Source organism: Limimaricola litoreus (genome assembly GCF_024159025.1).
Lineage (GTDB): Bacteria > Pseudomonadota > Alphaproteobacteria > Rhodobacterales > Rhodobacteraceae > Limimaricola > Limimaricola litoreus.
On sequence record NZ_JAMYXC010000324.1, the window covers coordinates 1 to 13,047 of the forward strand.

At 68.4% G+C, this 13,047-nt stretch carries 15 protein-coding genes; 3 read left to right on the plus strand and 12 right to left on the minus strand.

The genetic code is table 11. The features are described from left to right. Nucleotides 1-374 (plus strand): electron transfer flavoprotein subunit alpha/FixB family protein (locus NHG85_RS19415; protein WP_253333050.1); only part of this gene is annotated, 374 nt, incomplete at its 5' end. A gap of 76 nt (nucleotides 375-450) precedes the next feature. On the opposite strand, the gene NHG85_RS19420 is transcribed toward NHG85_RS19415, so the two are convergent. From NHG85_RS19420 to NHG85_RS19450, 7 genes are all read right to left on the minus strand, one after another. Beyond that, the gene (locus NHG85_RS19420) at nucleotides 451-1,962 is read right to left on the minus strand and encodes a PhnE/PtxC family ABC transporter permease (protein ID WP_253335389.1); all 1,512 of its coding nucleotides are present in this window, start codon (nucleotides 1,960-1,962) and stop codon (nucleotides 451-453) included. A 1-nt stretch (nucleotide 1,963) separates the two neighbouring features. Next, a complete protein-coding gene (locus NHG85_RS19425) occupies nucleotides 1,964-2,644 on the minus strand; it encodes an ATP-binding cassette domain-containing protein (protein WP_253335390.1) in 681 nt (226 codons plus the stop codon). Then, nucleotides 2,644-3,528 carry a putative selenate ABC transporter substrate-binding protein gene (locus NHG85_RS19430; protein WP_253335391.1) on the minus strand — a complete coding sequence of 295 codons (885 nt, stop codon included), beginning with the start codon at nucleotides 3,526-3,528 and terminating at the stop codon, nucleotides 2,644-2,646. Before NHG85_RS19430 ends, NHG85_RS19425 begins: the two co-directional genes overlap by 1 nt. A 204-nt stretch (nucleotides 3,529-3,732) precedes the next feature. Continuing rightward, nucleotides 3,733-4,416, minus strand: coding sequence for a type 1 glutamine amidotransferase domain-containing protein (locus NHG85_RS19435; RefSeq protein WP_253335392.1), 684 nt, complete (start codon nucleotides 4,414-4,416; stop codon nucleotides 3,733-3,735). A 35-nt stretch (nucleotides 4,417-4,451) separates the two neighbouring features. After that, nucleotides 4,452-5,480 (minus strand): NADPH-dependent curcumin/dihydrocurcumin reductase, encoded by a 1,029-nt coding sequence (gene curA, locus NHG85_RS19440; protein WP_253335393.1) that lies wholly within the window; start codon nucleotides 5,478-5,480, stop codon nucleotides 4,452-4,454. After that, nucleotides 5,477-6,067, minus strand: a complete 591-nt coding sequence (locus NHG85_RS19445) for a TetR/AcrR family transcriptional regulator (RefSeq protein ID WP_253335394.1) — start codon at nucleotides 6,065-6,067, stop codon at nucleotides 5,477-5,479. The genes curA and NHG85_RS19445 overlap by 4 nt, the downstream gene beginning before the upstream one ends. Nucleotides 6,068-6,173: 106 nt before the next feature. After that, on the minus strand, nucleotides 6,174-6,569 hold the full coding sequence (locus NHG85_RS19450) for a VOC family protein (RefSeq protein ID WP_253335395.1): 396 nt from the start codon (nucleotides 6,567-6,569) through the stop codon (nucleotides 6,174-6,176). 181 nt (nucleotides 6,570-6,750) lie between these two features. On the opposite strand from NHG85_RS19450, the gene NHG85_RS19455 reads away from it, so the two are divergent. Next, the gene (locus NHG85_RS19455; protein ID WP_253335396.1) at nucleotides 6,751-7,971 is read left to right on the plus strand and encodes an MFS transporter; all 1,221 of its coding nucleotides are present in this window, start codon (nucleotides 6,751-6,753) and stop codon (nucleotides 7,969-7,971) included. Nucleotides 7,972-7,986: 15 nt separating this feature from the next. Here NHG85_RS19455 and NHG85_RS19460 read toward each other — a convergent pair whose 3' ends face one another. The 5 genes from NHG85_RS19460 to motA all read right to left on the minus strand — a co-directional run bounded on the left by NHG85_RS19460 (nucleotide 7,987) and on the right by motA (nucleotide 11,944). Further along, the gene (locus NHG85_RS19460) at nucleotides 7,987-9,222 is read right to left on the minus strand and encodes a saccharopine dehydrogenase family protein (RefSeq protein WP_253335397.1); all 1,236 of its coding nucleotides are present in this window, start codon (nucleotides 9,220-9,222) and stop codon (nucleotides 7,987-7,989) included. Between the two features lie 34 nt (nucleotides 9,223-9,256). Next, nucleotides 9,257-10,357, minus strand: a complete 1,101-nt coding sequence (locus NHG85_RS19465; RefSeq protein WP_253335398.1) for a carboxynorspermidine decarboxylase — start codon at nucleotides 10,355-10,357, stop codon at nucleotides 9,257-9,259. Between the two features lie 90 nt (nucleotides 10,358-10,447). Beyond that, entirely contained in the window at nucleotides 10,448-10,870 is a 423-nt protein-coding gene (locus NHG85_RS19470) for a hypothetical protein (RefSeq protein WP_253335399.1), read from the minus strand. Next, nucleotides 10,860-11,081: a hypothetical protein gene (locus NHG85_RS19475; RefSeq protein ID WP_253335400.1), complete on the minus strand. Its 222-nt coding sequence runs from the start codon at nucleotides 11,079-11,081 to the stop codon at nucleotides 10,860-10,862. Before NHG85_RS19475 ends, NHG85_RS19470 begins: the two co-directional genes overlap by 11 nt. After that, nucleotides 11,078-11,944, minus strand: a complete 867-nt coding sequence (gene motA / locus NHG85_RS19480) for a flagellar motor stator protein MotA (RefSeq protein WP_253335401.1) — start codon at nucleotides 11,942-11,944, stop codon at nucleotides 11,078-11,080. Before motA ends, NHG85_RS19475 begins: the two co-directional genes overlap by 4 nt. A gap of 129 nt (nucleotides 11,945-12,073) precedes the next feature. Between motA and NHG85_RS19485 the strand changes: the two genes are divergently transcribed. Beyond that, nucleotides 12,074-13,047, plus strand: a 974-nt coding sequence (locus tag NHG85_RS19485; protein ID WP_253335402.1) for a hypothetical protein, incomplete at its 3' end; no start/stop codon positions are given.

A 13,047-nucleotide genomic window follows, 5' to 3' on the forward strand; every position in this document is an offset into this window, starting at 1 on the left:
GCGACCGGCCTGAGCTGACAAGCGCGGGCATCGTCGTCTCGGGCGGGCGCGGCGTCGGCTCGGAGGAGAACTTCGCGTTGATCGAAAAGCTCGCCGACAAGCTCGGCGCGGCGGTGGGTGCCTCGCGCGCCGCCGTCGACTCGGGCTTTGCGCCGAACGACTGGCAGGTCGGCCAGACCGGCAAGGTCGTGGCGCCTGCGCTCTACGTCGCGGTCGGCATCTCGGGCGCGATCCAGCACCTCGCCGGGATGAAGGACTCGAAGGTGATCGTGGCGATCAACAAGGACGAGGAGGCGCCGATCTTCCAGGTCGCCGATTACGGTCTCGTGGCCGATCTCTTCACAGCCCTGCCGGAGCTGACCGAAAAGCTCTGAGCCTTCGCGTAATGCGACACGAGGCCCGGCGCGGGAAACCCCGCGCCGGGTCTTTCTCATGCCGTACGGGCCTCCCTTAGGCCGCCTCCGCCGCTTCCGGTTCGGCCTTGCGCATTCCCGGGGCGGAGAGCCGCATCCGCGCCCTGATCCGGCCAGACAGCGTATCGATCCCGAGCGTTAGCAGCGCCGAGACCACGAGCAGCAGCACCGCGCGGTCGGTCCGCAGCTCCTGCACCGCCGCATCGACGTAAAAGCCCAGCGTGGCGATGCCCAGGAGCCCGAGAATGGCGCTGTCGCGCACGATGATCTCCCAGCGATAGAGGCACAGCGCGAAGAAATTGCCCGACAGCCGCGGCAGCAGCTCCCACGCGGCGAGCCGCAGCCCGTGCGGCGCGTCCGGCCGCAGCCGGGCGACCAGCGCGTCGCCCTGCCGCCCCATCAGATGGGCGATGATCGCGCCGTTGTGCAGGCCGAGCGCGAGAATGGCGGGGATCATCGACGGCCCCGTGACCTGCAGGATCAGGAAGGCCAGCATGTAATCGGGGATCGACCGGGCCAGTACCAGCGCCGCATGGCCCGCGAGCGCGCCCGCCCGCCCAGTGACGCGCCCCACGATGAGCGGAAACCCCGTGACCGCCACCAGCGCGGCCAGCGCCAGCGCCACCTGCGACAGCACCAGCGTGGCGATGGTGCCGGGCAGGGCCTGTTCGCCCAGCATCCGGCCAAGCCAGGGCAGCAGCCCGGCCCAGTCGCCCGCGCGGATCGGCGCGGGCACCGCGTCGCCCAGAAACCGCAAGAGCGCGCCATCGCCCATCGGCGGCGCGGGGTGGCGCGCCAGAACCCAGACGGAAGCGGTGAGCCAGAAGGGCGCGAGGTGCAGCCGCATCCAGTGGCGGATCGGCAGGATCAGCGCGAGATAGACCGCGAGCGAGGCCGCCGCCGCCCCGTAATGCGCTTGGCGAAAGTCGGTCTCCAGCAGATAGCCCAGCGTCGGCAGCCCGACAAAGCCAAGCACCGCCGAGGAGCGCAGCCCGCATTCGAGCCGGTAAAGCGTGTAGGCTCCAAGTTCGGGCAGGGCCAGCGGCAGGCGGCTCCACAGCAGACGCGAGAGCGGCGGCGTGCGGCGCGGCAGCGCGCGCGAGGCCGCCGGATCGGCCTCGGCGAGGTATTCGGCAAAGACCTTGGCGAAGATGCCTGCATAGGGCAGGGTGATGGCCAGAACGCCGGTCAGCGGCCCCAGCCCGGTGACGCCCAGAAGCAGCAGCGCCCAGAACAGCTCATGCACCGACCGCACACAGATACACAGGCCCCGGATGGCACGCAGGCCGTAGCCAAAGCTCAGAACGAAGCCCGCCAGTGCGCCCGCGAAGACGCCGCAGACGGCAAAGGCCACCGTCAGCGCCGCCGCATAGGCCAGCCCGGCGGGATCTCCGAAATCGGGCGAGAGCAGTCCCGCGCCGATGCCGCGCAGCGTCAGCCACGGGTCGGGACGGGTGAGATCGAGATCCGCCAGCGCCAGCGCCCCGACGGTCGCAAGGCCGAAGCCCGCCAGCACGCGCCAGGCCCCCCAGCGGCGGGGCGCGGGCATCTCAGGCCTCGTAAAGCGCATGGATCTCTTGCAGGGACAGCTCCCGCGCCGGTCGGTCGAAAAGGATGCGCCCGGCACCCAGCCCGATGATCCGGGTGCCGATGGCCAGCGCGCGGGCCGGGTCGTGCAGCGCCAGGACCATGGTCTCGAACCGGTCGCGCAGCGCCTCCAGAAGATCGCCCGATTGCCGCGGATCGACCGCCGAGACCGGCTCGTCGGCGATCAGCGCATCGCCGCCGCGCAACAGCGCCCGCGCCAGCGCCGTGCGCTGCTTCTGCCCGCCCGAAAGCGAGCCGACCCGCCGCCGCGCGAAGCCGTTCAGCCCGACGCGGGCGATGGGGCCGTCGGCCTGCGCCCGGGCGGCGGCGGGCGGATGCAGCAGGACGCGCAGCCCGTGTAGGGCGGAGTGATCGTCGAGCCGCCCCATCCAGACGTTGTGAAACACCGACAGTTGCGGCACCAGCCCCGGATCCTGCGGCACCAGCGCGAGGCGCGGCGCGGGGTGCTGCGCCTCGAGCCCGAGCCGGATCGCGTTCAAGAGCGTGCTCTTGCCCGAGCCCGAGCGCCCCAGCAGCACCAGCCTCTCACCGCGCGCCAGCGACAGCGAGACACCGCTCAGCACCGCCGCCCCGTCCCAGGCGAGCGTCTCGCCCTCGAGGCGCAAAAGCGGCGGGCGCGTCATCAGTCGATCAGGTCAAGCTCTTGCGCCGTCTGCTTGATCGGGGCGTAGAGCGCATCATCGGCCTCGATGAAGGCCGAGCGGGGAAAGCTTGCGAGGATTTCCTCGTCCTCGAGCCCGATCAGCGCCGCCTGCACCTTGTCGGCAAAGCCCTCGCCCCAGCGCGCATCGACATCGCCGCGAATGGTCCAGTTGTAATCGGGGTAGGGCGGGGTGCGCCAGATCACGCTGGCGGTCTCGGTCTCGGGTGCCTCTTCGGTCAGCGCCTGCTCGTAGACGCTGTAGTTCAGCGCGCCGATCTCGTAGGCGCCCGAGGCCACGAGGCGCAGCGTCTGGCCGTGATCGCCCGAAAAGCCCACGTCGGAGAAGAACGCGCGCGGCGCTTCGCCGGTGATCTCGCGCAGGTGATACTCGGGCATCAGCCGGCCCGAGGTGGAGCCCTGCGCGCCGAAGGTGAAGCTGCGGCCTTCGAGGCCTTGCGGAAAGCTGCCGTCCTCGGGCTCGGTCAGGCCGGTGTCGGCATGGGCGATGAAATAGGTGACGAAGCTTTCGTCCTCGGCGCCCTGCGCGATGGCCCGGCTGCCCGGCACCATGCGGCGCGCCTGCACGCCCGACAGGCCGCCGAACCACGCGAGCTGGATCTGGTCGTTGCGGAACGCCGTCACCGAGGCGGCGTAATCCTTGACCGGCACATAGGCCACCGGCACGCCCAAAGCCTCTTCGAGATAGGCCGCGACCTTGCCGAACCGCTCCTGCAGCCGGGTCTCGTCGTCGTCGGGGATGGCCGAGAAATAGAGCGTATCGGCCTCCTGCGCCGCGACCGGCAGGGCGGCGGCGAGAAGCAGGGCGGCGAGCGGCAGGGTGCTGCGGCTGAAACGGGGGGTCATCAGAACGGCTCCGGCTGGTGTCGTGGCCCTTCTAGGCTTTGGGGCGCGCATGGCAAGCGGACAGGCGCGCCGAGAGCCGCCCGGGGCCGGACCTGCCCTGAAATGAGGCGCCGCCGCCCGGACGCGTCCAACTTGCACGAAAACGCCCGCCCGCGAGAAGCGGACGGGCGATGTTCCTCGGGGCTTTGAAGCGGTCTTGCCGGATCAGGCCTCGACCAGATCCAAGAGCTTCTTCGCCGCCTCTTCCGACGACGCCGGGTTCTGGCCGGTGACGAGCTTGCCGTCGGTCACCACGAAGACGCCCCAATCCTCGCCCTTCTGGTACTCGGCGCCCTTTTCCTTGAGCATGTCCTCGAGCAGGAAGGGCACGACATCGGTGAGGCCGACGCCCTCTTCCTCACCATTGGTGAAGCCGGTGACGCGGCGGCCTTCGACCAGCGGCTTGCCGTCTTCGGTCTGGGTGTGGCGGAACACGGCCGGCGCGTGGCAGACGGCGCCCAGCGGGCGGCCTTCGTTCACGAAGGTCTCGATGATGCGGCGGCTGTCGGCGTTCTCGGCCAGATCCCACATCGGGCCGTGGCCGCCGGGGTAGAACACGGCGTCGTATTGCGTCGGATAGATCTCGTCGAGCCGCTCGGTCGAGGCCAGCTGTTCCTGCGCCTCCTTGTCTTCCTTGAAGCGGCGGGTGGCGTCGGTCTGGAAGTCCTCCTCGTCGCTCTTGGGGTCGAGCGGCGGCTGGCCGCCCTGCGGCGAGGCCAGCGTCACCTCGGCGCCCGCGTCCTTGAAGACGTAGTAGGGGGCGGCGAATTCTTCCAGCCAGAAGCCGGTCTTCTCGCCGGTGTCGCCAAGGCGGTCGTGCGAGGTGAGGATCATCAGGATCTTGGTCATGTGGTCTTTCCTTTGAATTCCGTGGGCGGTGCCGTTCAGGCGACGCGGATCACGCGCTTGCCGAAGGCCTCGCCGCGCAGCAGGCCAACAAAGGCGGCGGGCGCCTGTTCCAGACCCTCGATCATCTCTTCGCGGTAGGTGATCTTCCCTTCCGAGACCCAGCCGCCCATCTCGGCGGCGAACTCGGGGTAGAGATGGCCGAAATCGTCGAAGATGATGAAGCCGCGCATGGTGATCCGCTTGCGCAGCATCTGCCCCATGAGCCAGTTCATGCGGTCCGGCCCCTCGGGCAGGGAGGTGGCGTTGTATTGCGAGATCAGCCCGCACAGCGGGATGCGCGCGCCGGTGTTGAGCTGCGGCAGAACCGCGTCGAACACGGCGCCGCCGACGTTTTCCCAATAGACGTCGATGCCGTCCGGCGTCTCGCGCGCCAGATCCTCGGCAAAGCTGTCGGATTTGTAATCGACGCAGGCGTCGAAGCCCAAGGTCTCGACCGCGTGGCGGCATTTCTCAGGGCCGCCCGCGATGCCCACGGCGCGCAGGCCCTGGATCTTGGCGATCTGGCCCACGGTGGCGCCCACAGGCCCGGTGGCGCCGCCGACGACCAGCGTCTCGCCCGCCTTCGGCTTGCCGATCTCGCGCAGGCCCGCCCAAGCGGTGAAGCCCGGCATGCCCAGCACGCCCAGCGCCCATGAGGGGTTGGGCATGTTCGCGGGCAGCTTGTTGAGGCCGGTGCCATCCGAGACGGCATAGTCCTGCCAGCCCGAGAAGCTCACGACCCGGTCACCCTCGGCGAAGTTCGGGTTGTTGGACCTCACCACACGCGCCACCGTGCCGCCGACCATCGGATCGCCGATCTCGACAGGGGCGGCGTAGGAGGGCGCATCGCTCATCCGGCCGCGCATGTAAGGATCGAGCGAGAGGAACTCGGTCGCCAGCAGCACCTCGCCCTCCTTGGGCTCGGGCACCGGCGCGGTCTCGAGCCGCAGGGTGTTCTCGTCGGGCTCGCCCTTGGGGCGCTCGGCGAGGATCCAGCGGCGGTTGGTGTCGGGGGATTGGGTCATGTGGTCGGTCCTTTGTGGTCGATGAGCGCGGCCGTGGCGGCCATGGCGCTGTCATAGGGGGCGGTGTCGCGCGAAAGCGCGCCCATCAGGCTGGCACCAAGCCAGATCTGGTAGAGCGTGGTGGCAAGCGCCGACGCGTCGTCATGCGCGGGCAGGGAGCCGTCGGCGCCGCCTTCGCGGATCACCGAGGCAAGCCGCGCGGTTATGGCGCAGACGCCGCGCGCCAGCACATCGCGCATGGCGGGCGACAGCTCGGCCACCTCGGCCGAAAGCTTCACCACGAGGCAATGCGCCTCGTAAGCCTCGCCCGACTGGCGCGCGCGCCAGATGTCGAAATAGGCCATGAGCCGCGCGCGGGCGTTGGTATCCGGCGCGTCGAGCGTGGCGGCCAGATCCTCGGCATAGCCCTCGACGAAGCTGTCGAGCAGGGCACAGCCGAAGGCCTCCTTGGATTTGAAGAAATGGTAGAAGCTGCCCTTGGGCACGCCGGCCTGCGTCAGAAGCTCGGTGAGCCCGACGCCGGTATAGCCGCGCCGCGCCACGAGGGTGCGTCCGGTGGCGAGGATGTGCTGTCGCGTATCGGTCATGCTGGCCAGATGGGGCCGACTAGACCGGTCGTCTAGTGGTGCGGTGCGTTTGCGCTTCGTGACCTTGCGTCAGGGCCGGGGCGGCGCGGGCCGCCCCGATCCGGGATCACTGATTGGCGAAGCGGCCCTTGCGCGCCAGAACCTCGATCTCGTAGCCATCCGGATCGGCCACGAAGAAGAACCGGGCGATGGTCTCCCCATCGGGGGCGAAATCCTTGATCTCGCGCGGCGCGTGGCCGGCCTCGGCCAGCCGCTGGTGCAGCCCCTCCAGATCGTCTTCGAGAAAGGCGAGATGGCCGTAGCCATTGCCCAGATCGTAGCTCGCATCGCCCTTGTTCACCGTCAGCTCCAGCTCGAAGCCGCTTTCGGCATTGCTCAGGTAGATCAGCGAGAAGCTTTCGAAATCGAGCCGATCGGCGATCTCAAGCCCGAACAGCTCGTAGAAGGCGAGCGAACGGGCTTCGTCGCGCATGCGGATCATGGAATGGATCATCTTGGGCATGGGGGCTCCTTCAGTACGAGGTCGAGCCCCGAATGCCGTAACCGGCCAGCCGGGTCCATCCATGGGGGTACGGAACGAAATGCAGCTTTTCGTTCCGTTGCGCCGATTGCCCCAAGTTTCGCGTATCTCGACAGGCGGCTGGCCCCGGTCTAGGTCGGAGCGTCTGCAAGGAGAGACCCCCATGATCGAGACCCTGGCCCCCGGCCGCTGGCGCGCGCTGGCGCTGATCTGCGCGGGCGTGGTCTGCGCGATGACGAGCTGGTTCTCGGCCACGGCGATCCTGCCCGACCTCGTGCGCGACTGGGGCCTCGGGGCGGGGGCGCAGGCCTGGCTGACCAACGCGGTGCAGATCGGCTTCGTCATTGGCGCGGTGGCGGCGAGCCTCGTCAACCTGCCCGACATCCTGGCCCTGCCGCGGCTGATGGCCGTCTCGGCGCTCATCGCGGCGGCGGCCAATGCCGTGCTGCTTCTGGAGCCGGGGGCGGGCGCGGCAATCGTGGCGCGGCTGGCGACGGGGGCGGCGCTGGCGGGCGTCTACCCGCCCGCGATCAAGCTGATGGCGACATGGTTCACGCGCGGGCGCGGGCTGGCGCTCGGGTTCCTGATCGGGGCGCTGACGCTCGGCTCGTCGATGCCGCATCTGCTGCGCGCGCTGACCGAGGGGCTCGACTGGCGCGCGGTGGTGATCGGCACCACGGCGGCCACGGCGCTGGCCGCCGCACTGTTCGGGCTGGGGCTGCGCGAGGGCCCGCACGGCTTCGGCCGCGCCACATTCGATCCGCGCCAGAGCCTTGCCGTGCTGCGCGACCGGGGCGTGATGCTCGCCAATCTCGGCTACTTCGGCCACATGTGGGAGCTTTACGCCATGTGGGCGTGGTTCCTCGCCTTCGCCACGGCGGCGCAGTCGGAAATCACCCCATTTCCAATGGGATCCGCCTCGATGCTCACCTTCGCGGTGGTGGCCTCGGGCGCGCTGGGCTGCGTGCTGGCGGGGGCCTTGTCGGACCGGATCGGGCGCTGCGCGACCACCGCCTGGATGATGGGGCTGTCGGGGGTCTCGGCGCTCATGATCGGCTTTGCCTTCGACGGGCCGGGCTGGCTCCTGGCGCTGGTCGCGCTCATCTGGGGGATCACCGTGGTCGCCGACAGCGCGCAGTTCTCTGCCGCCGTGACCGAGCTTGCCCGTCCGCATCTCGTCGGCACATCCGTGACGCTGCAGCTCGGCATCGGCTTTGCGCTCACCGTCGTGGCGATCCAGATCATGCCATGGGTGGCGGGGGCGATGGGGGGCTGGCGCTGGGCCTTTCTGGTGCTCGTGCCGGGGCCGATGATCGGCGCGGGCGCGATGCTGGTGCTGCGCCGCCTGCCGGAGGCGGCGCAGCTGGCGGGCGGGCGGCGCTAGGCCGCCCGCGCCCTCTCAGTAGAGCTTCTCGTCGGTGCCGTTCCTGCGCACCCAGGTCCCGAGCCCGATCTGGCCCAGCACCTTGAGGAAGGGCTTGGGGTCCATCTCCTCGACGTTGCGCATTTCCTTCGCATCCCATTCGCCGGTGGCGATCAGCATCGCCGCGGCGACGGGCGGCACGCCCGCGGTATAGGAAATGCCCTGGCTGCCCACTTCTTCGTAGGCTTCCTTGTGGTCGGCCACGTTGTAGACGAAGACCTCGACCTCCTCGCCGCCCTTGGTGCCCTTGACCAGATCGCCGATGCAGGTCTTGCCGGTGTAGTCGGGCGCCAGGCTCGACGGATCAGGCAGGCAGGCCTTGACCACCTTGAGCGGCACGACCTCCTGGCCCTCGGCCAGCGTCACCGGCTGCTCGGACAGAAGGCCGATGTTCTTCAGCACGGTGAAGACGTTGATGTAATGCTCGCCGAAGCCCATCCAGAAGCGCACATCGGCCTGCGGGTAGTTCGCGGCAAGCGAGTGCACCTCGTCATGGCCCGACATGTAGGCGCGCTGCGTGCCGACGACGGGAAGATCCCAATCGCGGCCCACCTCGAACATCTCGTTCGAGGTCCATTCGCCGTTCTGCCAGGCATAGACCGTGCCGGTGAACTCGCGGAAATTGATCTCCGGGTCGAAGTTCGTGGCAAAGTACTTGCCGTGGGAGCCCGCGTTGATGTCGACGATGTCGATGGATTTGACCTCGTCCATGTATTCGTCGATGGCAAAGCGCGCATAGGCGTTGACCACGCCCGGATCAAAGCCCGCGCCGAGGATCGCGGTGACGCCCTTTTCGGCGCAGCGGTCGCGGCGCTTCCACTCGTAGTTGCCGTACCACGGCGGCGTCTCGCAGATCTTGTCGGGCTCTTCGTGGATCGCCGTGTCGATATAGGCGACGCCCGTCTCGATGCAGGCCTCGAGCACATGCATATTCACGAAGGCCGACGCCACGTTGATGACGATCTGCGTGCCGGTCTGCTCGATCAGCGCGGCCACCGCCTTGCTGTCGGTCGCATCGACCGCATGAGCGGTCAGGGCGCCGTCGGTCTTGTGGGCCCCCTTGTCACGGACCGATGCGAGGATCGCCTCGCATTTCGCCTTCGTGCGCGAGGCGATGTGGATGTCTCCGAGCAGGTCGGCGTTCTGGGCGCATTTATGCGCCACGACCTGGGCGACGCCACCGGCGCCGATGATGAGGACGTTCTTCTTCAAGACCCTCGAGCCTCCTTTCGTGTGTTGCCGCGCCTCAGGACAGGGCGGCTTCGAAGTCACCATACCCGAATTCGCGCACGGTCCTAACCGTGCCGTCGAGTTCGCGCAGCGCGATGGCGGGCATGCGCACGCCGTTGAACCAGTTCTTCTTGACCATCGTGTAGCCCGCGGCATCGCGGATCGACACCCGGTCGCCGGGCTTCAAGGGCTCTTCGAAGCGGAATTCGCCGAAGATATCGCCCGCGAGGCAGGAGTTGCCGCAGACCATCCACTCGTGATCGCCGGTGTTGGGCGCGACCTTGGCGCTCTCGCGGTAGATCAGCAGGTCGAGCATATGCGCCTCGATCGAGCTGTCGACGATGGCGAGGTTCTTGCCGTTGTCTAGCGTGTCGAGCACGGTCAGCTCCAGCGTCGTGGAATTCGTGATCGCCGCCTCGCCCGGCTCCAGGTAAACCTGCACGCCGTAATCATCGGAGAACCGCTTGAGCCGTTCGGCCAGCTTCTCCAGCGGGTAGCCCTCGCCGGTGAAATGGATGCCGCCGCCGAGGCTGATCCACTCCATGCGGCTGATGAGATGACCGAAGCGGTCCTCGATCTGGCCCAGCATCGCGTCGAAGCGGTCGAAATCCGCGTTCTCGCAATTGTTGTGGAACATGAAGCCCGTGACCCGGTCGCAGACCGTCTCGATCCGCGCGGGGTCGTGCTCGCCCAGCCGCGAGAAGGGGCGGGCGGGATCGGCGATATCGAAGGACGAGGAGCTGATGCCGGGGTTCACCCGCAAGCCGCGCACATGATCCTTCGCCGCCTCGCCAAAGCGCTCGAGCTGGCCGAGGGTGTTGAAGATGATCTTGTCGGAGTTGGCGAGCACCTCCGGAATGTCCGCCTCGTCCCAGGCCACCGAATAGGCGTGGGTCTCGCCGGGGAAATGCTTGCGCCCCAGCTTCACCTCGAAGGGCGAGGAGGAGGTGGTGCCGTCCATGTACTGGCTCATCAGGTCGAAGACTGACCACGAGGCGAAGCATTTGAGCGCCAACAGGGACTTGGCCCCCGACAGCTCGCGCAACTTCGCGATCTTTTCGAGATTGGGCAGCAGCGCCTGCTTGTCGATGAGGTAGTAGGGCGTTCGCAGCGTCATCAAAGCTCCCTCGCGTGTCGGGCCACGGGCGGGTGGCGCGATGGGCATATAGACACGCGGCCCGCCGGGCTCAACAGCCCGCGCGCGAGGTCAGCGGTCGCGGCCCCAGCGCAGCAGCACCATCTCGTCGGTCTCGGCGGCCTCGCGGGCGGCGCGGTCCTTCGCCGCGCGCAGCCGGGCGCGCGCAGCGACGGTCGAGACGGTCTTCATCTCGCGAAACCCCTCGCGCATCGCCTCCTCCAAAGCCTCGGCCTGCGGCTCCAGCTCTTGGCGCGCGCGGTCGAGCGCGCCGATCTGGGCGCGCGCGTCGCGAATGTATTCGCCGACATAGGGCGCGGTCTCGATGCTGGTGATGCGCCCGTCGCGGGCCAGCGCCTGGGCCGTCTCGGCGCTTTGCCGCTCCAGATCGGCCATGCGGTCGCGCAGGCTGCCGAGCTCGACCGCGCGCGCCTCCACCTCGACCCGGTGCAGCCGCTCGATCAGCCCCAGCGCGCGGTCGCGCCTACTGGCCATCGCGGGCCTGCTCCAGCGCTACGAGCGCCGCGCGCATCCGCTCCATGATCTCGGGCGGAAAGGCGTTGACCTGTTCGGGAGGCAGCAGGGGATAGGGGGCGGGGGCCACGCCGGGCACCTCGGCAGGGGCCTCCTCTTTCGCAGGCGCGGCCTTTTCCGCCGCATGGACGGAGGAGGCCAGCGTCAGGGCAAGGAGGATGACCCGGATCATGCCGCCGGAAGCTCCTTCTGCGCGGCCTCGACGCGGTAGAAGTCGGGCTGCTTGGAGGTCGGGATGTTGCCGCGGCCGATCTCGACGCAGATGTTCGGCGGGTGATTGGCGACCATGGCGACGAAGATGTCACGGATGATCATGTAAAAGGCGCCGTCCTCGTCCTCGATCTGCTTGAGCCGCCCCGAGATCGGCTGGACCATGCAATAGGCAAGAAACACGCCGAGGAAGGTGCCCACCAGCGCGCCGCCGATCATCTTGCCCAGCACCTCTGGCGGCTGGTCGATCGAGGACATGGTCTTGATCACGCCGAGCACGGCCGCGACGATGCCGATCGCGGGCAGTCCGTCGGCCATGGTCTGGATCGCGCCCGCGGCGCCGAGCGCCTCGTGATGGTGTTTCTTGATCTTGCGGTTGATCACGTCCTCGGTCTGGTACTTGTCGTCGAACTGCATCGCCAGCATGCGGAAGCTGTCGGTGATCAGCTCGGTGGCGAAGTGATCCTTGAGGATCGTTGGATAGCGCTGGAAGATCGGGCTGTCCTTGGGGGTCTCGATATGCTCGTCGAGCGCGAGGATGCCCTTTTGTTTGTAGAGCCGGCTCAGCTCGTACATCAGGTTGAGCAGCGCCTCGTAGTCGGAGGCCTTCCATTTCGGCCCCTTCATCACCTTGCCGATGCCCTTCATCGCGCTCTTGATGACGGTCATGGAGTTGGCGATGACGAAGGCGCCCAGCGCCGCGCCGCCGATCATCATGCCCTCGTAGGGCAGGGCGTAGAGCACGATGTCCATGTTGCCGCCCGACAGCATGAATCCACCGAAGACCAGCCCGAAAACCATGACAAGTCCGAGGATTAGGGTCATCGCAGCTCTCCGAAACCTTGCGTTCGCGACACAGCATCGCGCGTTTCCGCCTAAATCGGATAAGGATAATTGACACCATTTCAAGCATAAACAAGGATAGTTCCCAAGTTTGCCGGATTGGTGTTTGAAATGAGCAGCGTCGAGACACTCGCCTATTTCCTCGAAGAGGACAGCCTGCGCGGCGTCATGCGCGACTGGCCCGAAGCCATGCAGCTGATGGTCCGGCTCGACGGGGCCGGGCGCTGCGAGCTTTTGGTGCATCACCGCGACGAGGCGGGCCGGGTGCTTGAGACGCTGCGCGAGGGGCTGGGCGACGCGGCCGAGACGCTGGCCGTGGTGCCGCCCGTCGAGGGCTTTGCCACCCGCCGCGTGCGATTTTCCGAGGAACAGCAGCTCCTCGCGCTCGCCGCCTCGACCGAGGGGCTGAGCGAGAGCGCGCAGGATTACGCCATCAACTACCGCTTCGCCTGCGAGGAGGGGCTCGACCCCGAGGCCGTGGTCGGGCCGCGCGCCAAGCCGCTGGCCGACGAGCCCGAGAGCGACCTGCCGCAGGTGGCCGAACGCCGCAGCGCGCGGCGCCAGTCGCAGCCCGAGCCCGAACCGCGGCTTTTCCCCGAAGGCTTCGAGGCCGCGAACGACCCGGATCGCCGCGAATGCAGCCTCGTGGTGGCGCAGCTGCATGGGCAGGGGGCGCGGGTGCGTCTGACGCTGGAGCCCGGCGCCCTGCAGGGCGCGGAGATCCCGGTCGTGGTCGAGAATGTGGGCCACAGCGAGGATTTCGGCTGCTTCGTGCTGCCGCGGGGCGCCCTGGCACGCTGGCAACCCGGCGCGCCGCTGGTGATCGACATGCCGCAGGAGCAGTTCCCCGAAGCCTGGGCCGCGCGGTTCCGCAAGCGGACGCATCACGCGCAGGTGTCGGTCACCGCCAAGGGGATCTTCGTGCGCCCGGTGCTGCCCGAGCCCGCCGCCCCGCCAGAGGCGCCGATGGTCGAGGTGGCCGAGGGCTGGAGCCTTGGCCGGCCGCTGCGCGCGGCGCTCTTGGTGGCTGGCATGATCGTGGCCGGCGGGGGCGTGGCGATTGGCGGGAACCCATTCTCGGTGGG

What these genes read in the sequence shown, in the direction of transcription:
- NHG85_RS19445 (WP_253335394.1), bottom strand. Translation starts at nt 6,067, where the DNA reads ATGACCGATACGCGACAGCACATCCTCGCCACCGGACGCACCCTCGTG.
- curA (WP_253335393.1), bottom strand. Translation starts at nt 5,480, where the DNA reads ATGACCCAATCCCCCGACACCAACCGCCGCTGGATCCTCGCCGAGCGC.
- NHG85_RS19465 (WP_253335398.1), bottom strand. Translation starts at nt 10,357, where the DNA reads ATGACGCTGCGAACGCCCTACTACCTCATCGACAAGCAGGCGCTGCTG.
- NHG85_RS19455 (WP_253335396.1), top strand. Translation starts at nt 6,751, where the DNA reads ATGATCGAGACCCTGGCCCCCGGCCGCTGGCGCGCGCTGGCGCTGATC.
- motA (WP_253335401.1), bottom strand. Translation starts at nt 11,944, where the DNA reads ATGACCCTAATCCTCGGACTTGTCATGGTTTTCGGGCTGGTCTTCGGT.
- NHG85_RS19425 (WP_253335390.1), bottom strand. Translation starts at nt 2,644, where the DNA reads ATGACGCGCCCGCCGCTTTTGCGCCTCGAGGGCGAGACGCTCGCCTGG.
- NHG85_RS19475 (WP_253335400.1), bottom strand. Translation starts at nt 11,081, where the DNA reads ATGATCCGGGTCATCCTCCTTGCCCTGACGCTGGCCTCCTCCGTCCAT.
- NHG85_RS19450 (WP_253335395.1), bottom strand. Translation starts at nt 6,569, where the DNA reads ATGCCCAAGATGATCCATTCCATGATCCGCATGCGCGACGAAGCCCGT.
- NHG85_RS19435 (WP_253335392.1), bottom strand. Translation starts at nt 4,416, where the DNA reads ATGACCAAGATCCTGATGATCCTCACCTCGCACGACCGCCTTGGCGAC.
- NHG85_RS19470 (WP_253335399.1), bottom strand. Translation starts at nt 10,870, where the DNA reads ATGGCCAGTAGGCGCGACCGCGCGCTGGGGCTGATCGAGCGGCTGCAC.
- NHG85_RS19430 (WP_253335391.1), bottom strand. Translation starts at nt 3,528, where the DNA reads ATGACCCCCCGTTTCAGCCGCAGCACCCTGCCGCTCGCCGCCCTGCTT.
- NHG85_RS19420 (WP_253335389.1), bottom strand. Translation starts at nt 1,962, where the DNA reads ATGCCCGCGCCCCGCCGCTGGGGGGCCTGGCGCGTGCTGGCGGGCTTC.